21 protein-coding genes are annotated in these 20,531 nt (G+C 58.7%); 6 read left to right on the plus strand and 15 right to left on the minus strand.

All coding sequences use genetic code 11. The features are described 5' to 3' along the window. Positions 1 to 84: 84 nt before the first annotated feature. The 9 genes from msrQ to mrcB all read right to left on the minus strand — a co-directional run bounded on the left by msrQ (position 85) and on the right by mrcB (position 10,037). The gene (gene msrQ / locus PQT43_RS19205) at positions 85 to 705 is read right to left on the minus strand and encodes a protein-methionine-sulfoxide reductase heme-binding subunit MsrQ (RefSeq protein ID WP_110597056.1); all 621 of its coding nucleotides are present in this window, start codon (positions 703 to 705) and stop codon (positions 85 to 87) included. Next, positions 705 to 1,718 (minus strand): protein-methionine-sulfoxide reductase catalytic subunit MsrP, encoded by a 1,014-nt coding sequence (gene msrP, locus PQT43_RS19210; protein ID WP_272754444.1) that lies wholly within the window; start codon positions 1,716 to 1,718, stop codon positions 705 to 707. The genes msrQ and msrP overlap by 1 nt, the downstream gene beginning before the upstream one ends. A gap of 63 nt (positions 1,719 to 1,781) precedes the next feature. Next, complete coding sequence (gene pssA, locus PQT43_RS19215) at positions 1,782 to 2,639, minus strand: CDP-diacylglycerol--serine O-phosphatidyltransferase (protein WP_102865505.1); 858 nt, start codon at positions 2,637 to 2,639, stop codon at positions 1,782 to 1,784. A gap of 148 nt (positions 2,640 to 2,787) precedes the next feature. Continuing rightward, positions 2,788 to 3,804, minus strand: a complete 1,017-nt coding sequence (gene ilvC, locus PQT43_RS19220) for a ketol-acid reductoisomerase (protein ID WP_007959661.1) — start codon at positions 3,802 to 3,804, stop codon at positions 2,788 to 2,790. A 45-nt stretch (positions 3,805 to 3,849) separates the two neighbouring features. Continuing rightward, entirely contained in the window at positions 3,850 to 4,341 is a 492-nt protein-coding gene (gene ilvN, locus PQT43_RS19225; protein ID WP_016964842.1) for an acetolactate synthase small subunit, read from the minus strand. Between the two features lie 2 nt (positions 4,342 to 4,343). Further along, positions 4,344 to 6,068 carry an acetolactate synthase 3 large subunit gene (locus tag PQT43_RS19230; protein ID WP_042940970.1) on the minus strand — a complete coding sequence of 575 codons (1,725 nt, stop codon included), beginning with the start codon at positions 6,066 to 6,068 and terminating at the stop codon, positions 4,344 to 4,346. 549 nt (positions 6,069 to 6,617) lie between these two features. Further along, a complete protein-coding gene (locus PQT43_RS19235; protein ID WP_102882215.1) occupies positions 6,618 to 6,953 on the minus strand; it encodes a YqcC family protein in 336 nt (111 codons plus the stop codon). Beyond that, a complete protein-coding gene (locus PQT43_RS19240) occupies positions 6,953 to 7,699 on the minus strand; it encodes a tetratricopeptide repeat protein (RefSeq protein WP_253085035.1) in 747 nt (248 codons plus the stop codon). Before PQT43_RS19240 ends, PQT43_RS19235 begins: the two co-directional genes overlap by 1 nt. Positions 7,700 to 7,715: 16 nt before the next feature. Beyond that, positions 7,716 to 10,037, minus strand: coding sequence for a penicillin-binding protein 1B (gene mrcB / locus PQT43_RS19245; RefSeq protein WP_110652101.1), 2,322 nt, complete (start codon positions 10,035 to 10,037; stop codon positions 7,716 to 7,718). 116 nt (positions 10,038 to 10,153) lie between these two features. Between mrcB and PQT43_RS19250 the strand changes: the two genes are divergently transcribed. From PQT43_RS19250 to PQT43_RS19265, 4 genes are all read left to right on the plus strand, one after another. Continuing rightward, positions 10,154 to 11,710 carry a bifunctional aminoglycoside phosphotransferase/ATP-binding protein gene (locus PQT43_RS19250; protein WP_110597060.1) on the plus strand — a complete coding sequence of 519 codons (1,557 nt, stop codon included), beginning with the start codon at positions 10,154 to 10,156 and terminating at the stop codon, positions 11,708 to 11,710. A 92-nt stretch (positions 11,711 to 11,802) separates the two neighbouring features. After that, entirely contained in the window at positions 11,803 to 12,147 is a 345-nt protein-coding gene (locus tag PQT43_RS19255) for a pentapeptide repeat-containing protein (protein ID WP_102882219.1), read from the plus strand. Positions 12,148 to 12,371: 224 nt separating this feature from the next. Next, complete coding sequence (locus tag PQT43_RS19260; protein WP_011063495.1) at positions 12,372 to 12,644, plus strand: TfoX/Sxy family protein; 273 nt, start codon at positions 12,372 to 12,374, stop codon at positions 12,642 to 12,644. Positions 12,645 to 12,657: 13 nt separating this feature from the next. Next, positions 12,658 to 13,464, plus strand: a complete 807-nt coding sequence (locus PQT43_RS19265; RefSeq protein ID WP_102882220.1) for a Crp/Fnr family transcriptional regulator — start codon at positions 12,658 to 12,660, stop codon at positions 13,462 to 13,464. Positions 13,465 to 13,691: 227 nt separating this feature from the next. On the opposite strand, the gene PQT43_RS19270 is transcribed toward PQT43_RS19265, so the two are convergent. From PQT43_RS19270 to PQT43_RS19285, 4 genes are read right to left on the minus strand one after another with little or no spacing between them, the layout of a single operon-like run. Continuing rightward, positions 13,692 to 14,555: a ChaN family lipoprotein gene (locus tag PQT43_RS19270; protein WP_267268923.1), complete on the minus strand. Its 864-nt coding sequence runs from the start codon at positions 14,553 to 14,555 to the stop codon at positions 13,692 to 13,694. A 21-nt stretch (positions 14,556 to 14,576) separates the two neighbouring features. Beyond that, positions 14,577 to 15,344, minus strand: a complete 768-nt coding sequence (locus PQT43_RS19275; RefSeq protein ID WP_102865497.1) for a heme ABC transporter ATP-binding protein — start codon at positions 15,342 to 15,344, stop codon at positions 14,577 to 14,579. Then, positions 15,344 to 16,381, minus strand: a complete 1,038-nt coding sequence (locus PQT43_RS19280) for a FecCD family ABC transporter permease (protein ID WP_267268924.1) — start codon at positions 16,379 to 16,381, stop codon at positions 15,344 to 15,346. The genes PQT43_RS19275 and PQT43_RS19280 overlap by 1 nt, the downstream gene beginning before the upstream one ends. After that, entirely contained in the window at positions 16,378 to 17,253 is an 876-nt protein-coding gene (locus PQT43_RS19285; RefSeq protein WP_267268925.1) for a heme/hemin ABC transporter substrate-binding protein, read from the minus strand. Before PQT43_RS19285 ends, PQT43_RS19280 begins: the two co-directional genes overlap by 4 nt. A gap of 218 nt (positions 17,254 to 17,471) precedes the next feature. On the opposite strand from PQT43_RS19285, the gene PQT43_RS19290 reads away from it, so the two are divergent. Continuing rightward, positions 17,472 to 17,789 (plus strand): Rieske (2Fe-2S) protein, encoded by a 318-nt coding sequence (locus PQT43_RS19290; RefSeq protein ID WP_102865494.1) that lies wholly within the window; start codon positions 17,472 to 17,474, stop codon positions 17,787 to 17,789. Positions 17,790 to 17,791: 2 nt separating this feature from the next. Here PQT43_RS19290 and sfsA read toward each other — a convergent pair whose 3' ends face one another. Next, entirely contained in the window at positions 17,792 to 18,499 is a 708-nt protein-coding gene (sfsA, locus tag PQT43_RS19295) for a DNA/RNA nuclease SfsA (RefSeq protein ID WP_102882223.1), read from the minus strand. After that, positions 18,499 to 19,671 carry a pyridoxal phosphate-dependent aminotransferase gene (locus tag PQT43_RS19300; protein ID WP_102865492.1) on the minus strand — a complete coding sequence of 391 codons (1,173 nt, stop codon included), beginning with the start codon at positions 19,669 to 19,671 and terminating at the stop codon, positions 18,499 to 18,501. The genes sfsA and PQT43_RS19300 overlap by 1 nt, the downstream gene beginning before the upstream one ends. Before the next feature lie 339 nt (positions 19,672 to 20,010). On the opposite strand from PQT43_RS19300, the gene dksA reads away from it, so the two are divergent. After that, complete coding sequence (gene dksA / locus PQT43_RS19305) at positions 20,011 to 20,451, plus strand: RNA polymerase-binding protein DksA (protein WP_011063504.1); 441 nt, start codon at positions 20,011 to 20,013, stop codon at positions 20,449 to 20,451. The last annotated feature ends 80 nt before the right edge of the window (positions 20,452 to 20,531 follow it).

Genomic DNA, 20,531 nt, shown 5'->3' on the forward strand with positions numbered 1-20,531 from the left:
GTTGAATCTCAAGGAGTTTTCCGTTTCGACTGCGCCGGAAGTGGGGCGAATTATAGACCTGTAGAATCTGCCGTCAAGGGTTAATTACGCTTTTGTTGCAGAAGATGCTTTTTTAGCAAGAACCCGAGGAATCCGGCGCATGACTGACGGTACGCGCAACAACAGTAATAACGCACCTATAGATGCATACACCGCCCACTCCTTCAGATCGGCCCGGACAATCCAGAGCATATGCAGCAATCCAAGCCCGAGAATGAAATACACCAACCGATGCAGCTTTTTCCAGCGTGCGCCCAGTCGGCGCTGACTGTAACGATTGGACGTGACCGCCAACAGCAATAGAAAGACGAACCCCAGACTACCGACAAAGATATATGGCCGCTTGCGCAGCTCTACACCCAACTGCGACCAATCCAAACCGAGAATGAATACGCCATAGGCACACAGGTGCAACACGACATAGGCGAAACACCACAACCCTAACTGCCTGCGCACCGCCATCCAACCCGCCCACCCAGTAAGACGCTGCAACGGCGTCATACTTAAGGTGATCAACAGCAACACCAAAGTACCCAAGCCCAGACGATCAACCAAAACCTTGCCGGGGTCTGGCCCCAACACCGAAGCCCAGGCCTCATACAGCCAATACAGGGGCCAGACAGCCGCAGCAATAAAGACGACGACACGCCAGAGCGAATAACGCATCAGTAATTTTTCCGAAGATCCATGCCGCTATATAGAGAAGCAACCTCGTCCGAGTAGCCATTGAACATCTGCGTTTCTCTTACGTTAGGACTGAACAGCCCACTCGGCAGACGACGCTCCCGTGCCTGAGTCCACCGAGGATGATCAACAGCCGGGTTCACATTTGCGTAGAAACCATACTCGTTGGCCGCAATGCTCTGCCATGTAGTCTTCGGCTGCTCACTGACCAGGCTGATACGCACAATCGACTTCACACTCTTGAAGCCATACTTCCAAGGCACCACCAGTCGCAGAGGCGCACCATTCTGGTTAGGCAGCTCACGCCCATACATCCCTACCGCAAGAATTGCCAATGGATGCATCGCCTCATCAAGACGCAAGCCTTCGACATAGGGCCAGTCGATCAAGGCAAAACCGGAACGCTGACCCGGCATGCTCTTAGGGTCCTGCAGTGTTTCAAAACGAATGAACTTGGCTTTACTGGTTGGCTCCACCTGCTTGAGCAACGCTGAGATTGGAAAGCCTATCCAGGGAATCACCATCGACCAGGCTTCTACACAGCGAAGTCGATAAATACGCTCCTCCAGCGAGTAGGGCTTCATGAAATCTTCGAGGGTATAGCGTCCAGGCTTGGCGACCTCACCATCAACCACCACACTCCATGGTTCGGTCTTGAGCGCACCCGCGTTGGCCGCCGGATCCCCCTTATCCGTACCGAACTCATAGAAGTTGTTGTAGTGGGTCGCATCCTTGAAAGGCGTGATCGCCTCCCCCTTGACTGTTACGGCTTGCCACCGGGTGTTGGTCAGCTTGTCAGAGAACCACGCAGGCGCACGGCCAGCCTCTACGTCGGCGTAACGCGCCATATCCTGCGCAACTGCCCAACGCGGCAAACCGGCAAAAGCCATGCCTGCAACCGCACCACCCAGCAAGCTGCGTCGAGAGAGATAAAGAGATTCAGGCGTGACATCCGACTCAAGGCAGTCGGACGCTTTGGGAAATTTGAACAACATGGCAACTCCGCAGTATTGGAGGACAGATGTACCAATAGACTGCGGAGTATGGAGGAAATTACATCACTCGGCGCTTTTGCGGCGACGCAGGTGCAACAGGTACTGGATAGGGCCCGAAGCTGCATAAGCCAAGAACACCAGCAGCAGAATACGTGGCGGATCGCTGAACACCACGGCAAACACCAGCACTACTGCCAGAATCGCTACAAAGGGTACCCGCCCTTTCAGATCCAGGTCCTTGAAGCTGTTGTACTTGATATTGCTGACCATCAACATGCCTGCCGCCGCCACCATCAGCGCCACCAGAAACGACATCTTCGAACCCTGGATACCGTAGTCACTGAAAGCCCAGACAATACCCGCCACCACACCCGCCGCCGCAGGGCTGGCCAGGCCAATGAAGTAACGCTTATCAGCAGTTCCCACCTGAGTGTTGAAACGTGCCAGGCGCAGTGCAGCACCCGCCACATAGATAAAGGCGACCATCCAGCCGACCTTACCCATATCGCCAAGAGCCCAACCGAAGGCAAGCAATGCCGGCGCTACGCCAAATGCAACCATATCCGACAGTGAATCGTACTCGGCGCCGAAAGCACTTTGGGTATTGGTCATACGAGCTACACGCCCATCCAAACCGTCAAGGACCATAGCGACAAAGATCGCAATAGCGGCAAAGGCAAAGTACTTGCTCGCCCCCGCCGTGTCCCCGGCACTCAGCGCACTCTGGGCACTCATGGAACTGATAATGGAATAGAACCCCGCGAACAGGTTCGCAGTGGTGAACAGATTCGGCAGAAGATAGATACCACGATGCCGGACTTTACGGCCTTCAGCGTCATGCCCTTCTTCGACATGCTCATCGATCGGTAGCAGGCTTTCGGCGTCAGAGGCCTGGTTTGGCTCTTCGGGACGTTCGCTCATGGACAAATACCTTGCAACGGTGTGAAAAGTTTCGACAGATACCCCAGGACCGTGATTCGGCCACAAAGGATCCAGCTTTATACCAGAACCTACCCGTCCAAACGAAAAAACGCGGCCTAGGCCGCGTTTTCTCTGACAAGACTCGAACTTAGTTCTTGGCTTTGTCGACGATTTTGTTGGCACCGATCCACGGCATCATCGAACGAAGTTGCTCACCGATGATTTCGATACCGTGAGCAGCGTTGTTACGACGCTTGGCGGTCATCGATGGGTAACCGGTAGCACCCTCGCTGATGAACATCTTCGCGTACTCACCGTCCTGGATGCGCTTCAGAGCGTTGCGCATGGCCTGGCGAGATTCGGCGTTGATAACTTCTGGACCAGTCACGTATTCGCCGTATTCGGCGTTGTTGGAGATCGAGTAGTTCATGTTGGCGATACCGCCTTCGTACATGAGGTCAACGATCAACTTCAGTTCGTGCAAGCATTCGAAGTAGGCCATTTCCGGCGCGTAGCCAGCTTCAACCAGGGTTTCGAAACCGGCTTTGACCAGCTCAACGGTACCGCCACACAGAACAGCCTGCTCGCCGAACAGGTCGGTTTCAGTCTCGTCCTTGAAGGTGGTTTCGATGATGCCGGTACGACCACCGCCTACGCCAGCTGCATAAGACAAGGCTACGTTCTTGGCATTGCCGGAAGCGTCCTGATAGATAGCGATCAGGTCAGGAATACCGCCGCCCTTGACGAACTCGGAACGCACGGTGTGGCCTGGAGCCTTCGGCGCGATCATGATCACGTCGAGGTCAGCACGTGGAACAACCTGATTGTAGTGGATCGCGAAGCCGTGGGAGAAGGCCAGGGTGGCGCCCTTCTTGATGTTCGGCTCGATTTCGTTCTTGTACAGCTGGGACTGGAACTCGTCCGGGGTCAGGATCATGACCAGGTCGGCGCCGGCAACGGCTGCAGCAACGTCGGTCACTTTCAGGCCATGAGCCTCAGCCTTGGCAACAGTGGCCGAGCCTTTGCGCAGGCCTACAGTCACGTCAACACCGGAGTCTTTCAGGTTGCAAGCTTGAGCGTGGCCCTGGGAACCGTAACCGATAATGGCAACTTTCTTGCCCTGGATGATCGACAGGTCGCAGTCTTTATCGTAGAAAACTTTCATGAATTTCCCCTATATCAGGCCGTTCCGGCCATTCGCTAATTTGAGTTAGATGCTCAGTACTTTGTCGCCACGGGCAATCCCGGTGACACCACTGCGTACGGTTTCCAGAATCGACGCGGTGCCGATCGATTGAATGAAACTGTCGAGCTTGTCGCTGGTACCGGTCAATTGAACGGTATACACGCTGGCGCTGACATCAACGATCTGCCCACGGTAAATATCGGTAGTGCGCTTGACCTCGGCGCGCTGTGCACCAGTGGCCTTGATCTTGACCAACATCAGTTCGCGCTCGATGTGAGCACTTTCCGAAAGGTCCACCAGCTTCACCACCTCGATCAACTTGTTCAGGTTCTTGGTGATCTGCTCGATGATCTCATCATGACCAACCGTGGTGAGGGTCAGACGCGACAGGGTCGGGTCTTCGGTCGGTGCCACGGTCAAGCTTTCAATGTTGTAGTTACGCTGAGAGAACAGACCAACTACGCGAGACAAAGCGCCCGGTTCGTTTTCCAAAAGCAAGGAAATGATGTGCCGCATGATTAAGTACGCTCCGTCTTGCTCAGCCACATATCGCGCATAGAGCCGTCTTTGATCTGCATCGGATAGACGTGCTCGCTGGTATCGACCTGGATATCGAGGAACACCAGGCGATCCTTCATGGCGAACGCTTCTTCCATCTTCGGCTTCAGATCCTTCAGATCCGTGATACGCATGCCCACGTGCCCATAGGCCTCAACCAGCTTGACGAAGTCAGGCAGCGACTCCATGTAGGAGTGCGAGTGACGGCTGCCGTAGCTCATGTCCTGCCATTGGCGAACCATGCCCAGCACACCGTTGTTCAGGTTAACGATCTTGACCGGCAGACCGTACTGCAGGCAGGTGGACAGCTCCTGGATATTCATCTGGATACTGCCCTCGCCGGTGACGCAGGCGACATCATTATCCGGAAAGCTCAACTTGACGCCCATGGCTGCCGGGAAACCGAAGCCCATGGTGCCCAGGCCGCCGGAGTTGATCCAGCGATTGGGCTTGTTGAACTTGTAATACTGCGCCGCGAACATCTGGTGCTGGCCCACGTCGGAGGTGACAAAGGCATCGCCCTTGGTCACTTCGCACAGAGTCTCGATCACCGTTTGCGGCTTGATGATGCTGCCGTCGCCCTTGTCGTAAGGGAACAGGCCGCGATCACCACGCCACTCGTCGATCTGCTTCCACCAGCTGGCGACCGTGTCCTTGTTCGGGGTCTCGCCGATTTCCTTGAGCGCCGCGACCATTTCGGTCAGGACACTTTCCACAGGCCCCACGATAGGCACGTCAGCCTTGATGGTCTTGGAGATGGAGGCAGGGTCGATGTCCACATGAATGATCTTGGCGTTCGGGCAGAACTTCGGTGCACCGTTGATAACCCGGTCATCGAAGCGCGCGCCTACTGCAAGAATCACGTCAGCGTGGTGCATGGTCAGGTTGGCCGTGTAGCTGCCGTGCATGCCGAGCATGCCGACGAACTGTCGGTCAGTACCCGGATAGGCGCCCAAGCCCATCAAGGTATTGGTCACTGGCAGATTGAGCATCTTGGCCAGTTCGGTGAGCGGTGCGGAGCCGCCACCAAGGATCACGCCGCCGCCTGCATAAAGCACAGGTCGCTTGGCCGCCAGGAGCATCTCTGCCGCCTTGCGGATTTGCCCGGAATGACCACGGACAGCTGGGCTGTAGGAGCGCAGCTTGGCTTTCTTGGGGAAAACGTATTCGAACTTTTCAGCCGGGTTGGTCATGTCCTTCGGGATATCGACCACTACCGGACCGGGACGACCGGACTGCGCCAGGTAGAAGGCTTTCTTCATGACTTCCGGGATTTCCGAAGCGTGCTTGATCATGAAGCTGTGCTTCACGATCGGCCGGGAGATACCGATCATGTCGGTTTCCTGGAACGCATCGGTACCGACCATGGTGCTAGGCACCTGACCGGAAATAATCACCATTGGAATCGAGTCCATATAGGCGGTGGCAATACCGGTAATGGCATTGGTCGCGCCCGGGCCGGAAGTCACCAGTACCACACCGGCTTTACCGGTGGCACGGGCATAGCCGTCAGCCATATGGGTCGCCGCTTGTTCGTGACGAACCAGGATGTGAGTCACTTCCGGCTCTTTGAACAGGGCATCGTAAACATGAAGGAGAGCACCACCTGGGTACCCGTAGATATATTTGACGCCTTCGTCACGCAAAAAGCGGACGAGCATCTCACCGCCAGATAAAAGCTCCACGTTGTTCACCTCTAAAACGCCAGAATACCGCCCTCAAAAGGGAGCGGGTCTTAATAGGTTTACTTCTCAGCAGAGCATGAGCGACGGTGGTCGCCGACTACGTCAGCACTGACTGAGCAAGTATTGGGAGCGCCCCAAAGTGTTGCGGGGTTTTCCCACCCAGCGCGAGGTAACGCGTTGCGGGTGTAGCACTTCGGCGCGGATGTGCGCCTCATGATCTGCTGAGTGGGTCTGCTTCTGGCAGTCCCTCTACAGCGGACTTTGGATTCTTCTGTTTCGTCCCCTTCAAGTCAAGTCGTCTATGTAGTTAATTCGAACTAAGCGCATGAGAACGCAAGAAAAAACCCGAAAACAACCACTGCCTGCACTTCGATTGCGCAATATTCGACAAGCAACTCAGAAATGCGCACCTTGACTTTGGTCATCGGCCTATAGACAGGGACTGGTCAAGGCTGCCGGCAGAACGGCAAGAAGAGCGCTAGGAAGAGGTGAGGAGGACGGTGCCTGGCATCCGAAGGCGACTGCCAGGCACACCCGGCAGTCTCGGATTCAGCGGGTGGCCGCGATGAGTTGATCGAACTCTTTGAGCAACATTCGCAACTGCAGATCGCGCCCCTGCATCGGCCGGGTGGAGAACACCATTTCGGCCATCTCCTGGATACCGGAGGCATTGGGCAGCGGCAGATCCTGCTCCAGGATCACCTTCATGCGCGGCAGAAAGATCCACTGCAGCCACTGCTCGAAATCCAGCGTATCCACGGCAAAAGGCTGAGTACTGGCCAGAGCCTCGGCACTGGGTGCTATCTCGTCCCACAGCCCCTGCACGCGCAACTCACGCTCGATCAGCAGCAACTGCTCGGCGATCTTGGGAAAGCGCACATCCATCACAGCGAGACTCGGGCTTTCTGCCGTGCCTGGGCGGCACCAGCTGCATCCCCCTGTTTCTCCCGTGCCTGGGCGATCAGCTCCCACAAACTCGCCTGAAGATCGGGACGACCATTGGCGAAACTCAGACCGCGACGAGCAAACTGTTCGGCTTGCGGCGCATCGCCCTGGGCCATGCGCACCTGAGCCAGGCGGTACAGCACCTGCGGCTCACGTGGAGCAACACGCTGCGCCCGCTCGAGGCTGGAAGAAGCACCGTTCAGGTCACCACTGGACTGCTGCTGTTGCGCAGTGGTTAGCAACGCTAGCACCGGACCGTCCAGTTGCTCATCAGCAGACAGGCCACCGGCACGTGCCGAAGGGATGCCACTGGGCGTGGAAGGCATGCTGTAGGTACCCTGGTTGATCGGTGCCGGCTGGTAGCCGGAGCCGTCCACCGGACCCGGGGTAATAGGCCCGGAGGTAATAGGCCCCGGAGTAATCGGCGAGCTGCTGATCGGCGCCGAAGCCGTTGCGCCACCACCTGGAACCATCACCACCACCCCGGAGTCCTCCGGAATCGCCTGTGCTTGAGCTTGCGCCGGACGCTTGATCGTCGTCTGGCGAAAGCCTCCGGAGGCAGAAATCCGCTCACTGTTGGACACGGCCGTGCCGGAGTCCACGACGGGAATGGAGCCGCGCTGCACACTGGCGCAACCGTTGAGCAACGCCAGAGCTGTAATAGCTGGAACCCACCACTTGTTCACGTCAAACCCTCATCGCTTAGTTCATCCAGCCCTTGACCCAATCCATCACATCGCTACCTGCCGGGGTTTCACCACCGCAGGAGGCGCCGGGAGGCGGTTCGCTGCCGCGAATATACGGCATCTGTACAGCCCCCGGACAGTTGGCATCGGAGCCCTGTCCGGTACGCGAATCGACCCAGGCTTGAACCACGTTGTCCGGCTGCGGCATATCCAGCGGCAGCGGATCGGCCTTGCGCATGAAACTGGTCCACACCTGCAAGGCACCCGTGGCGCCGGTAAACGGCGTCTTGCCATTATCGTCACGGCCCAGCCAGACCACCGCCAGCAGGTCCTGGCTGAAGCCCGCGAACCAGCTGTCACGGGAGTCGTTACTGGTGCCGGTCTTGCCCGCAAGCGCCAGGGTCTTGGGCAATACGTTGTAAACCGAGCTACCCGTGCCTTCGCGCATCACACGCTGCATCGCACTCTGGATCAGGTAGATAGACCCAGCATCGAATCGCTGCTGAATCTGGAACGGATAACGCTTGAGCGGTTCGCCTTCGGCCGTCAATACGCTGCGAATCCCGCGCATTGGCGTATTGAAACCGCCATTGGCCAGGGTCTGGTACATGGTCGCCACTTCGATCGGGCTCATGCCACCGGCTCCCAGCAGCATCGAGGGGAACGCCGGGAACTCCCGGGTAACGCCCAGGCGCCCCAGGGTTTTCAGGACGTTGGGTACGCCCACTTCCAAGCCAAGTCGCGCGGTGGACAAGTTGTAGGAATGGGCCAGGCCCTGGTACAGGAAAACGGTGCCATGGGAACGACGGTCGTAGTTCTGCGGCTTCCACACCTGGCCGTCAGCCCCCTTCACCGAGAAAGCCTCATCGGAAAGCCAACTGGTCAGGGTGTACTGGCTGGGCTTTTCCAGAGCCGTCAGGTAGACCGCAGGCTTGATCAGCGAGCCGATTGGACGCACTGCGTCCAATGCCCGATTGAAACCGGCGAAGCTGGCTTGACGACTGCCAATCATGGCCTGGACTTCACCGGTTTCCGGATTGGTCACCACCATGGCCGCTTCAACGTCTTCCGAGCCCTTGCGTCCAGCCAGGCGTTTGAAGGTATCGTTGACCGAAGCCTCAGCCTTCATCTGCAGGATGGGATCGAAACTGGTGAAGATTCGCAGCCCTTCTTCAGTCAAGTCTTCGTCGCGATAATCTTCTCGCAACTGGCGCTTAACCAGGTCGAGGAAGCCTGGGAACGAGCTGTCAGCCAGGCTGCCGCGCTTGGTCACGCCCAATGGCATTTTTTTCGCAGCTTCAACCTGCTCGGCAGTGGCCACACCCTGTTGCTCAAGCAGGTCGAGCACCAGGTTGCGCCGTTCCAGAGCACGCTCCGGATAACGCCGCGGATTGTAATAGGAAGGACCTTTGACCATCCCCACCAGCAGCGCTACCTGATGCAATTTGAGTTCGGACAGCGGCTGGCTGAAGAAGAACTGGCTGGCCAAACCGAAACCGTGCACCGCTCGCTGACCATCCTGGCCGACAAAAACCTCGTTGAGATAGGCCTCGAGAATCTCGCGCTTGTCGTAATGCAGCTCCAGCAGCAGCGCCATCATGGCTTCATTGAGCTTTCGCGACAGGCTGCGTTCATTGGTCAGGAAGAAGTTCTTCACCAACTGCTGGGTCAGGGTGCTGCCACCCTGGCGCATCTGGCCCGACGAAGTGTTGACCCAGATCGCCCGGGCAATCGACTTCGGTGACACCCCGAAGTGCGAATAGAAGTCACGGTCTTCCACCGCCACCAGGGTTTCCAGCAGGTAGGGGGGAACCTGATCGATCTTGATCAGGATCCGGTCCTCCAGGTTTTTCGGGTACAGGCCACCGATCAGCAGCGGCTCCAGCCGCACGACCGCAAGCTTGGCGCCCTTACTGCCGGACAGCTCCGCCACATAGTCACCGGAGAAACGCACGCGAACCGGCTGCGCCTGCTCCAATCCTTCATAGAACTGGAAGCCACGGGTATTCAGATCGACAGTGTTGCCGCTGACCGCAGCAGCACCAGGACCGTTGGCGACACTTTCGCGACGATAGCCCAGGGCATCGAGCTCCGTCAGGAAGTCCTCCTTGCTGAGCTTTTGTCCGACGAACAGCTCCAGCGGACGGGCATAGACCTTGGCCGGGATAGTCCAGCGCTTGCCGGAGAATTTTTCCTGGACCACAGCATCGAGGTAAACCGCAAAGCCGGCGAGCACTACCAAACCGACCAAGCTGAGCTTGAGCGCCCAGCCCAGCCAGGGGCGCAGGCCACCAGAGGGAGTTTTTTTAGCGGAACGAGGGGATCGGGTACGAGTCATGGCGGCGGATTATACGCACTTTATTCATCCTCAACATGCGCCACCCGAGGTTTGCGTTACCCCTCCCAACGGCCATAATGACGCCCTCGATTTTCCCCGACTCTGAAGGATCGCCTGTGAGCCAGTCACTGATCGCCGCCCTGCAAAACCCCGCTTTGTATCCTCATCCCGTTGAAGGGTTTCAGGTCATCGAAACCCACATCTCCTGGGTACTGCTCACCGGTCCCTTTGCTTATAAAGTGAAGAAGCCGGTGAATTTCGGGTTCCTCGATTTCACCAGCCTGGATGCCCGGGAGCATTTCTGCGGTGAAGAGCTGCGCCTGAACCAGCGCCTGACCCAGGACCTGTACCTGGAAGTCCTGCCGATCACCGGTAGCGCCGAAGCACCAGAGCTGGGCGGCAACGGCCCGGTCATCGAATACGCGCTGAAAATGCGCCAGTTCCCACAGAGCCAATTGCTCAGCACCTTGCAAGCCAATAGCGAACTGACCACCGCGCACATCGACGAGCTGGCCAAGCAGATCGCCGAGTTCCACCTCAGCGCCCCCAAGGTCCCGGCCGCCCACGAAGCCGGTACACCGGAAAGCGTAATGGCGCCAGTACGCCAGAACTTCGAGCAGATCCGTCCGTTCCTCAGCGATAAGGCCGACCTGCAGCAGCTCGAAGCCCTGGAGGCCTGGGCCGAGGCTAGTTTCGAACGCCTCAAGCCACTGCTGGCCCAACGCAAGAGCGAAGGCTTTATCCGTGAGTGCCACGGTGATATCCACCTGGGCAACGCCACCCTTATCGACGGCAAGGTGGTGATTTTCGACTGCATCGAATTCAACGAACCCTTCCGTTTCACTGACGTCTATGCCGACACCGGTTTCCTCGCCATGGACCTGGAAGATCGCGGCCTGAAAAGCCTGGCGCGGCGTTTCATCAGCCAGTACCTGGAACTGACCGGTGACTATCAGGGCCTGGAACTGCTGAACTTCTACAAAGCCTACCGTGCTCTGGTACGCGCCAAAGTCAGCCTGTTCAGCATGCCGGCCGATGCCACTCCGGTACAGCGCGCCACCACCCTGCGCCAATACCGCAACTACGCCAACCTGGCGGAAAGCTACAGCACCATTCCATCACGCTTCCTGGCGATCACCTCGGGCGTCTCGGCCGTTGGCAAAAGCCGCGTAGCCATGCGTCTGGTGGAGGCACTGGGCGCCGTTCGCCTGCGCTCCGATGTGGAACGCAAGCGTCTGTTCGGCGAGCAACAAGTGCCGAACGACCCTCACGCCGGTATCTACAGCAGCGAAGCCAGCAGCGCCACCTACACCCGCCTGCATGAAATTGCCGAAACTATTCTGCGCGCTGGTTTCCCAGTCGTGATCGACGCTACCTACCTCAAGCGCGCGCAGCGGGATGCCGCAGCCAAGGTGGCCGAAGCCACCGGCACCCCTTGCCTGATCATCGACTGCAACGCACCCGAGGCCGTGGTCGCCAGCTGGTTGGCTCAACGTCAAGCCGATCAGAACGATCCTTCCGATGCCACTCTGGAAGTGATCGCCACCCAGCAAGCCACGCGTGAGGCCCTGACCGACGAAGAGCTGCTACGCAGCAAGCGTATCGAAACCAATGAAAGCGGTAGCCTGGATGCTCTGGTTGCCAACATTCGTCAGCGCCTCCCAGGCCTGTAAGCAGTAATTTCAGCCGTGAAGTGCAAAGACTTCACGGCTGAAAAATAGTGGCACTATACTGGCGTCATAAATCCAACACTGGTGACGTCGCCATGAGCCAACCGAAACTTCTGGATACTCCGCTTTACGCCCTGCTGCATAAAGACGACATCGTCGGTTTCAACCGCGAACGTCCAAAGGATCAACCCATCGACATGCGTGGCGGTGACTTCCGCGGCCTCGACCTGCGACAGTTGAACGCTCAGGGCATCGACTTTACTGACGCCTACTTCCGTTCCGCCGATCTGCGTGGCCTGGACCTGCGCAATGCCACCATGGAAGGCGCCAGCCTGGCCCATGCGCAAATCTCTGGCGCCTACTTCCCGGTAGAACTGACTGCCGACGAAATCCTCATGTCAGTCAACTTCGGTACCCGCCTGCGTTACAACACCCGCTGAAAGCCCCTGCACTGCTCTGTCCGGCGCCCAACTGCGCGCCGGACCCGTGACATCCCCATTGCTCCCTTACCCTGCAAGGCCCGAGCGCCCTCGCTGCCTCGCCCTGATACCCCCTCCTTAGAAGCATTTGCGCCAAACCCGACCAAAGAACAGCGCGTTTTCTACTGAGCGCTACACTCCTTTGAGGCTGCCCACTCACCATTCGGCCATCGCCAGGAGGCTTAATGAATGATGAACTGCAACATTTGAAGAACCTTGGCAAGACCTCCGCACAATGGCTGCATGCAGTGGGCATCCATAGTGCTTCGGACTTGCGCCGCCTGGGCGCGGTAGACGCCTATCGGGCGGTGCGCACCCGCGGCTTTCGCGCCTCTAAAGTCCTGCTATACGCCATTGAAGGAGCCTTGATGGACATGCACTGGAACGACCTTCCTGCTGAACGCAAAGAGGCGTTGAACAAACAGCTGGACGCCATTTCCTCTCGCCACAAAAACTGACTGGCAGAACCTTATGTACCTGATGGGGGAGCAACCGGCCTACGCCGATGCCTTGATCAATCGTCTGCAAAGTATCCCGACGCAACTACTGGCGGGACTTTCACCCAGCGGTTCAGCCCTGGAATTTGAAGCTGTAGCAGACCTGTCCAGCGCACTGCCCGGTCACCAACTGTTCCTCCTCGACAGCGGCGTGATCCAGGCCAGCGTTGACGAAAGACCACTTTTTTACCTGCATGAAGGCGATCTGGTGGGGTTGCGTCGAGGTATCGAGCAACCACAGTGGCACTTGAGCAGCGACACACCACTGATATTGACCCCCTATTTGCGGACCGACGTGTTCCGGCATATCTACGCCGACGAACAGCGCTCGGAACTGTTGCTGCAATACCTGATTGGCCAGACCGCCCTACTCTCTGATGCAGTAGCACGCTTGAAACCTCCGGAATTACGCAGCAGCAACGGCTTCAAACGGGTAGCTTCCGGCGAAGTGCTGATTGCTCAGGGGGATGAGGCGGATCATGTGTTCGTGATTCTCGAAGGGCACGCCCAAGCATTTGTCGATGGCCACAAAGTTGGCGATGTACCCAAGGATGAGATTTTTGGCGCCATGGCGGTCTTCACCGGAGAGAAACGCAGCGCCAGTGTGATCGCCAGCGAGCCGAGCACGATCATGCTGATTCCCAAGGAGCAGTTCCTCAGCCTGACCCAGAGCAATCCACGCATCGCCCACAGCCTGATCGAGAGCATGGCAAGGCGCATCGACCTGCTGAACAAGGAAGTGACCCGTCTCATGGCCTTGAACAGCCCGAGCCAAGATTGAACGAGCAGAGGATCCAAACAAGCGTTTAGCGAAATATGCGAAAACTGAAAAAGCCTTGTTGACTTCGAAATGAGAATCGTTATGATTATCACAACTGGTCGCGAGATCAGTCGATAACCTGGAAGACCAGTGGTTCGGACTCTCAGATTATCTCCTCATCAGGCTAATCACGGTTATTTGACCCGGCTCTTGCCGGGTCTTTTTTTGCCCGTGAAAAAGTGAGCCATTCAAGGTTTCAATTGCGCACAGTAATCCTTGGGTGGCTGGGGTGGCGTGTACCAGACGTAATCGGCCGATGCCGGGGAAACCTCACTTCCCTGCTCCGCCAGAATCAGCACCACAACTTCCTGCCCCTGATCCAGATCAGCCATATGCAAGGGCACCCCAAGATCCCGGCGCCCATGAAAAGATCCGGCAAACAGCAAGGCTGGAGTCGGTGCTGCAAGCAGCCGCTCGGCCATGCGCCGATCCCGCTGTTGCTGCACCGCCAGCATGGACGGCACCTGGCTTTCGGGCAGTAGGCCGCAGTGGGACTCGCGAATTTGCGCGGACAAGAGCTGAGTCACCGGGCGGGCATTGCTCCGCGCCCCTGACAGAACAGGCGCCTGTGCATAAATCCTGCGCACGTCCTGAGTATCCAGATTGGCTGCCAGCAATGGATAGGGCTGCTTCAACGCATAACCCACCAGCGGACCGTAGAGACTCCAGTCCCAACCCGGTTGCCAGGCCAGCGTAGCGGGTAGTCCATCAGGCAAGCGCCGCCCATCCAGGGACCGCTTGACCTGATCGACTTTTGATTGCTGATCCGGATTGAGCATTTCCAACAACAGACTGCCCTGTTGCCGCTCCGCGGACATAGAGCGCAAGAGCCAGAGCTGCAACGCGTGATGATCGGCGTTGTCATGCTGCTCACCGACTATCAGCCTGGGCGCCTGTGCCAGGCGTTCAACCAGCTCGCCAGGGCTCAGCGCCTCACCATTGTGCAGATCAATAATGTTGCCTGGCTCCTGCGCAACCGGCGGCGGCAGCGTTTCCGGCATGCTGTGACAGGCCGCCAGCAACAGGGCCAGCAGTAGCGAGAGTGCACGCATCAGGTCTCTCCGTGTGTCAGATCAACGGGCAATGATCAACGGATGCCCGCGTTCAGGGTGCTGCTGCACCAGAACCTCCAGGCCGAACACCGCTTGCAACGGCTCGGAACGCAGCACCTCGGCTGGCGTCCCCAACGAATGTGGGCGTCCGCCTTCAAGCAGCAATACCCGATCACAGTAGCGCGCCGCCAGATTCAGGTCATGGAGGATAATCAGCACCGCCGCGCCGCGATCGGCAAACTCCCGGACGGCCTGCAAGGTGATGTGTTGATGCAACGGATCGAGGGCAGATGTGGGCTCATCCAGCAACAGGTTGTGTCCACTCTGTCCTGGCCACAATTGCGCCAGGACCCGCGCCAGATGCACCCGCTGCCGCTCTCCACCCGACAACGCCAGGTAGCTGCGCCCCGACAGATGCATCACATCGGCCGCCTCCAGCGCAGCACTGACTATCTGCGCGTCACGCACGCGACCACTCTGATGGGGCAAGCGCCCAAGCCCCACCACTTCCTCGACCCGAAAAGCGAAGTCCAGACTCGACGCCTGAGGCAACACCGCCAGACGTTGCGCCCGCAATGTACCCTGCCACTGCGCCAACTCTTGCCCATCCAGCGACACTCGGCCCTGGTGGGCCGCCAACTCTCCACTCATGGCTCCGAGCAGGCTGCTTTTACCGGCGCCATTGGGTCCAAGCACCCCCAATACCTGGCCCGGCAACAATTGCAGGTCCACGCCGGACAGAACATCTTTACCACCACGGCGGACATGCAGATTCTCGACTCGCAGCATCAGGCGCGCCCTCGCAACAACAGGTACAAAAAGAACGGCGCGCCGATAAAAGCGGTGACGATACCGATGGGCAATTCGGCTGGTGCCAGCGCCAGGCGCGCCACCAGGTCAGCCAACAGCAACAAGCTGGCCCCCGCCAGGATCGATGCCGGAAGCAAGGTGCGATGATCCGGCCCCGACAGCAGGCGCACCAGATGGGGCACCACCAGTCCGACAAAACCTATCATCCCCGCTGCAGCCACGGCAGCTCCCACGCCCAGGGCAGTACAGAACACCAGCTCGCGCTTGAGTCCTTCGACATCGATCCCCAAATGCTTGGCCTCGGACTCGCCCAGTAGCAGCGCATTCAATGCCGTAGCCCGACGAGGCAACCACAGAGCTACCGCAGCCGTCACCAGCAGCAGCGGCCACAACCGTTGGTAACTGGCACCGTTCAGGCTGCCCAGGTTCCAGAAGGTCAAGGTTCGCAAGGTGGCATCATCCGCCAGGTAGGTGAACAAGCCCACAGCCGAGCTGGCCAGAGCCGTCAAGGCTATTCCCGCCAGCAACATGGTTGCTACATGAGTCTGGCCATTGCGCCGGCCAAGACGATAGACCAGCGCTGTCACTCCCAGGCCACCCAGAAAGGCACAGAGTGAAAGCAGGTAAGGGCCAATGGCTTCCGGTACACCGCCGAACATCGAGCCGCCAACAATGGCGATCGCCGCGCCCAACGCTGCTCCACTGGACACCCCCACCAGCCCCGGATCCGCCAGGGGATTGCGAAACAGTCCCTGCATGGCCACACCGGACAGCGCCAGCACACCACCCACCGCAAGGCCAAGCAAGGTCCGCGGCAGGCGGATCTGCCCGAGGATCAGCTCCGCCTGCTCCAGCCCCTGCCCATTGATCGGTATTCCAAGCAAGCGCAGGGCGGCGCGCAAGGTATCGAACAGGGGCAGGCTGACCGGCCCCAAGGCCAGTGACAGCCAAATAGCCAGGAGGCACAGGACTCCCAACCCGAGAAACAGCGTTCTAGGTTTGACCAGACGACTCATTGGGCCGACTTGGCCTGGGGGTAGAACACTGCCGCCAGGCGCTTCAGGCTATCCGGCAACCGAGGCCCCAAGCCCCCCACCAGCAAGGTCGGATCCAGTTCGACCACCCGCCCAGCCTTGACCGCCGCAGTAGACGCCAGCACCGGGTTTTCCTTGAACAGCGCAGCACGGGCCGCGTCGCCGCTCAGACTGCGATCGGAAAACACCAGGACTTGCGGACTCAAGCCGGCCAAGGACTCCACCGAAAACGGCTTGTAGCCGGTATGGGTCGCCAAGTTGTGCCCACCGGCCTGCTGCAGGAGCCAGTCCGCCGCAGTGTCCTTGCCGGCAATTAGCGGTTTACCGCCAGCATGCCCCAGCAGCAGCAATACTCCCGGCGCCGCCTGGGTCTTCTGTGCCTCACTGACCCAGGCGTGTTGCTGTTCAAGCTGCTTTTGATAGTCCTGAAACAGCTCTGCGGCTTGCGCCTCGCGGCCCAGTAGTTGCCCCAGATGCCGCAAAGTGTGCTGCAAGGTAGGAAGATCGGCCTGGGCGGAAAACAGCTCGACCCTGACCCCGGCGCTACGAATCTGCGACAGCACCGGCGGCGGGCCCATTTCCTCCGTACCCACCAGAATCTGCGGCCGCAGGCTCAGGATTCCTTCCGCCGATAGCTGCCGTTGATAGCCAATGCTGGGCAGCGCCTTGAGTGATGACGGATGCTGGCTGGTGGTGTCGACCCCCACCAGATTCGACTCCGCGCCCAGAGCGGTTACCCACTCAGACAAGGCCCCACCCGCACTGACCCAACGCTGCGGCAACTCATCGGCGGTGGCCCACTGGCTCACCAGCATTCCGGCACAGAACGCAATGGCGCTGGCACTCAGGCGCATAAGTACATTTCCTTTATAGACGTGGGGCCCGCGAAGCAGCTGTCCATGTGACATGCCAGGCAGAGCAGGCATCGAAATGAGCAAGCACCCCGTGTCGGGCGAGGCGGCCATTTGATAATTGTTTTCATTTAGCAGTCAAGCGTCGACATGTTTCATCCTGCCGCCACGGAAAAACTGTGACAGCCTTAGCGCAGAGCCTTCGGACCAAGAGGATAGACATGAAATTTCTTTGCGCCGGGAGTGACCTTCCCGAGGCCGGTAGCCGGGGTTTCCAGCTTGCGGGCTTGAAGCTCTTTGCCGTGCGCCGCGAGGGGCAGGCCTACGTGTATGCCAATCAGTGCCCGCACCGAGGAGTGCCTCTGGAATGGCAACCTGATCAGTTCCTCGATCCCAGCGCCAGCCTGATCCAGTGCGCCACCCATGGCGCACTGTTTCTGATCGAGAGTGGCGAATGTGTGGCAGGGCCATGCGCCGGGCAGTTCCTGAGGGCTATCGACTGCAGGGAAGACAGTCAGGGCATCTGGGTCGATCTTTAACCCTAAAACAGCACCTCTAGGCGCCGATCGATAGAGACTTCCTGTGCAGTCAGGCGAACGCCATAAGCCAGCACCTCGACACCGGCCGCTACCGCCTCCCTCAGGGCTACGGCATACCCCGGATCAATCTCCTCTGCCGGACGCACTGCTTCTATACCCGAGAGATTGACGCAATACAGCTGAACCGCACGTACCCCCTCCCGAGCCAGGCTTGCCAGTTCACGCAAGTGCTTGGCGCCGCGCTGGGTCACCGCATCGGGGAACGCCGCTACTGCGCAACCATCGAACCCCAGAGTGACACTCTTGACCTCGACATAGGCCGGACCGCCCGGGTAATCCAGGCGAAAATCGATGCGACTGTTCTCCTGCCCATAAGGCACCTCACGCTTCAACCCGGTGAAGCCGTTCAATTCATTGATCAGCCCTGCCCTCAACGCCTCTTCAACCAAGCTGTTGGCCCGCCCGGTATTGACGCAGGCCAGACGACCTTGAGGCGTTTCACTGATTTCCCAGGTGCCCGGCAGCTTGCGCTTGGGGTCGTTGGAACGGCTGAACCACACCTGCCCGCCTTCAACCATGCAATTGAACATCGAACCGGTATTGGGACAGTGAATCGTCATCTGTTCGCCTGCAGCGGTTTCGATGTCTGCCAGGAAACGCTTGTAGCGACGCAGCAGACGCCCTTCTTCCAAGGGAGGATTGAAGCGCATCAGCCTTGCCAGCTCTGCAGGCCACGGGAGATACGCTGCACCGCTTCCTGGAGGCGCTCCAGGCTCTGGGTGTAGGCGAAACGCACATGGTGTCCCGCCTGGTGACGACCGAAGTCCAGGCCGGGAGTGAAGGCCAAGTGCTCGGTCTCCAGGAAGTGCCGGCAGAAAGCAAAGGCATCACCACCAAAAGCGCTGATATCGGCGTACAGATAGAAGGCTCCTTCAGGCTCCACGGCGATACCAAAGCCCAACTCGCGCAAGGCCGGGAGCAGGAAATCCCGGCGGCGCCCGAATTCGGCACGACGCTCCTCAAGCATGCTGATGGTTTGCGGCTCGAAACAGGCCAGAGCAGCGTACTGGGCCATGCTCGGCGCACTGATGTAGAGGTTCTGCGCCAGTTTCTCCAGCTCACCCACAGCCGCAGGCGGTGCCACCAGCCACCCCAGGCGCCAGCCGGTCATGCCGAAATACTTGGAAAAACTATTCAGGACGAAAGCGCTGTCATCCACTTCCAGCACGCTGGCGGCATCAGTGCCATAGGTCAGGCCGTGGTAGATCTCGTCCACCACCAGATGTCCGTTGCGAGCCTTGATCGCAGCGGACAGGCCCGCCAGTTCATCACGACTGAGCACAGTCCCGGTAGGGTTCGCCGGGGAAGCAACCAGGGCGCCGACGCTGTCCTGATCCCAGTAACGCTCCACCAAGTCAGGAGTCAGTTGATAACGCACATCCGGCCCTACCGGCACCAACTGCGCAGCGCCTTCCACCAGACGCAGAAAATGCCGGTTGCACGGATAGCCCGGGTCAGCCAGCAGCCAGTGCTTGCCCGGGTCCACCAGCAGGCTGCTGGTCAGCAGCAACGCACCAGAACCTCCGGGAGTGATCATGATCCGCTCGGGGTCGATATCCAGGCCATAACGCTGCTGGTAGAAACCGGAGATTGCCCCACGCAGCTCCGGGATACCTCGCGCCGCGGTGTAACGAGTCTTGCCGGCGCTCAAGGCCGCCTGCCCGGCCTTGATGATCGGTTCGGCGGTGGTGAAGTCCGGCTCGCCGATCTCCAGGTGAATCACATCATGTCCGGCGGCCTGCAACTCATTGGCGCGGGCCAGCAGGGCCATGACATGGAAAGGTTCGATAGCGCGACTGCGCGCACTGTAGGGCAGAGCCATTAGCCTTCCTTTATTCGAGGGGGAGCAAAAGTCCGATTCTACCCATCCAGTGAAGCTCGGGAGAACCCAACCCCATCCATGCGGTCTGTTGCCTTGCGCCAACTGGTGCAAACAGAAACCGCAGATTTGACTAAAATCAACGATTGAGCGGACCGATCTGCAAGCCATGCCAGAGTTTTCCCGTGTCTACGGACTGCGACTGGACGCAGGCTCGACAACCGGGAGTAGCGCGCTCTGGTTTGATCTGGTAAGTTCGCCCGCTTGCAGCCGCAGGGCCGGCAAGTGTCGGAGATGGAGCAATCCTGCGCAATGGATTACAAGAGTAGAGGCGGTCCATTCATGCCCACCCAAGCAAAGCAACAGATTCAATCGATCAGCGGTTTTGAACCTTATGTTGAAACTGCGGGCGAAGAGTACATGGGCAAGCCCATGCGTGAGCACTTCACCAAGATCCTGAACAAGTGGAAACAGGACTTGATGCAGGAAGTCGACCGCACTGTTGATCACATGAAAGATGAAGCGGCCAACTTCCCTGACCCGGCCGACCGTGCCAGCCAGGAAGAAGAGTTCAGCCTTGAACTGCGCGCCCGTGATCGTGAGCGCAAGTTGATCAAGAAGATCGACAAGACCCTGCAACTGATCGAAGACGAAGAATACGGCTGGTGTGAATCCTGTGGTGTCGAGATCGGCATCCGCCGGCTGGAAGCCCGCCCAACTGCCGATATGTGCGTTGATTGCAAGACCCTGGCGGAAATCAAGGAAAAACAAGTCGGCAAGTAATCGCCGGCCTGAACCTGAAACGGAGCGTATACACGCTCCGTTTTCGTTTCCGCCTTGCGCTGTAGAAGCGAGCTCACTCG

The sequence above is a fragment of the Pseudomonas sp. BLCC-B112 genome, assembly GCF_028550695.1.
Lineage (GTDB): Bacteria > Pseudomonadota > Gammaproteobacteria > Pseudomonadales > Pseudomonadaceae > Aquipseudomonas > Aquipseudomonas danubii.

What these genes read in the sequence shown, in the direction of transcription:
- msrQ (WP_110597056.1), bottom strand. Translation starts at nt 705, where the DNA reads ATGCGTTATTCGCTCTGGCGTGTCGTCGTCTTTATTGCTGCGGCTGTC.
- msrP (WP_272754444.1), bottom strand. Translation starts at nt 1,718, where the DNA reads ATGTTGTTCAAATTTCCCAAAGCGTCCGACTGCCTTGAGTCGGATGTC.
- pssA (WP_102865505.1), bottom strand. Translation starts at nt 2,639, where the DNA reads ATGAGCGAACGTCCCGAAGAGCCAAACCAGGCCTCTGACGCCGAAAGC.
- ilvC (WP_007959661.1), bottom strand. Translation starts at nt 3,804, where the DNA reads ATGAAAGTTTTCTACGATAAAGACTGCGACCTGTCGATCATCCAGGGC.
- ilvN (WP_016964842.1), bottom strand. Translation starts at nt 4,341, where the DNA reads ATGCGGCACATCATTTCCTTGCTTTTGGAAAACGAACCGGGCGCTTTG.
- PQT43_RS19235 (WP_102882215.1), bottom strand. Translation starts at nt 6,953, where the DNA reads ATGGATGTGCGCTTTCCCAAGATCGCCGAGCAGTTGCTGCTGATCGAG.
- mrcB (WP_110652101.1), bottom strand. Translation starts at nt 10,037, where the DNA reads ATGACTCGTACCCGATCCCCTCGTTCCGCTAAAAAAACTCCCTCTGGT.
- PQT43_RS19255 (WP_102882219.1), top strand. Translation starts at nt 11,803, where the DNA reads ATGAGCCAACCGAAACTTCTGGATACTCCGCTTTACGCCCTGCTGCAT.
- PQT43_RS19260 (WP_011063495.1), top strand. Translation starts at nt 12,372, where the DNA reads ATGAATGATGAACTGCAACATTTGAAGAACCTTGGCAAGACCTCCGCA.
- PQT43_RS19265 (WP_102882220.1), top strand. Translation starts at nt 12,658, where the DNA reads ATGTACCTGATGGGGGAGCAACCGGCCTACGCCGATGCCTTGATCAAT.
- PQT43_RS19270 (WP_267268923.1), bottom strand. Translation starts at nt 14,555, where the DNA reads ATGCGTGCACTCTCGCTACTGCTGGCCCTGTTGCTGGCGGCCTGTCAC.
- PQT43_RS19275 (WP_102865497.1), bottom strand. Translation starts at nt 15,344, where the DNA reads ATGCTGCGAGTCGAGAATCTGCATGTCCGCCGTGGTGGTAAAGATGTT.
- PQT43_RS19280 (WP_267268924.1), bottom strand. Translation starts at nt 16,381, where the DNA reads ATGAGTCGTCTGGTCAAACCTAGAACGCTGTTTCTCGGGTTGGGAGTC.
- PQT43_RS19285 (WP_267268925.1), bottom strand. Translation starts at nt 17,253, where the DNA reads ATGCGCCTGAGTGCCAGCGCCATTGCGTTCTGTGCCGGAATGCTGGTG.
- PQT43_RS19290 (WP_102865494.1), top strand. Translation starts at nt 17,472, where the DNA reads ATGAAATTTCTTTGCGCCGGGAGTGACCTTCCCGAGGCCGGTAGCCGG.
- sfsA (WP_102882223.1), bottom strand. Translation starts at nt 18,499, where the DNA reads ATGCGCTTCAATCCTCCCTTGGAAGAAGGGCGTCTGCTGCGTCGCTAC.
- PQT43_RS19300 (WP_102865492.1), bottom strand. Translation starts at nt 19,671, where the DNA reads ATGGCTCTGCCCTACAGTGCGCGCAGTCGCGCTATCGAACCTTTCCAT.
- dksA (WP_011063504.1), top strand. Translation starts at nt 20,011, where the DNA reads ATGCCCACCCAAGCAAAGCAACAGATTCAATCGATCAGCGGTTTTGAA.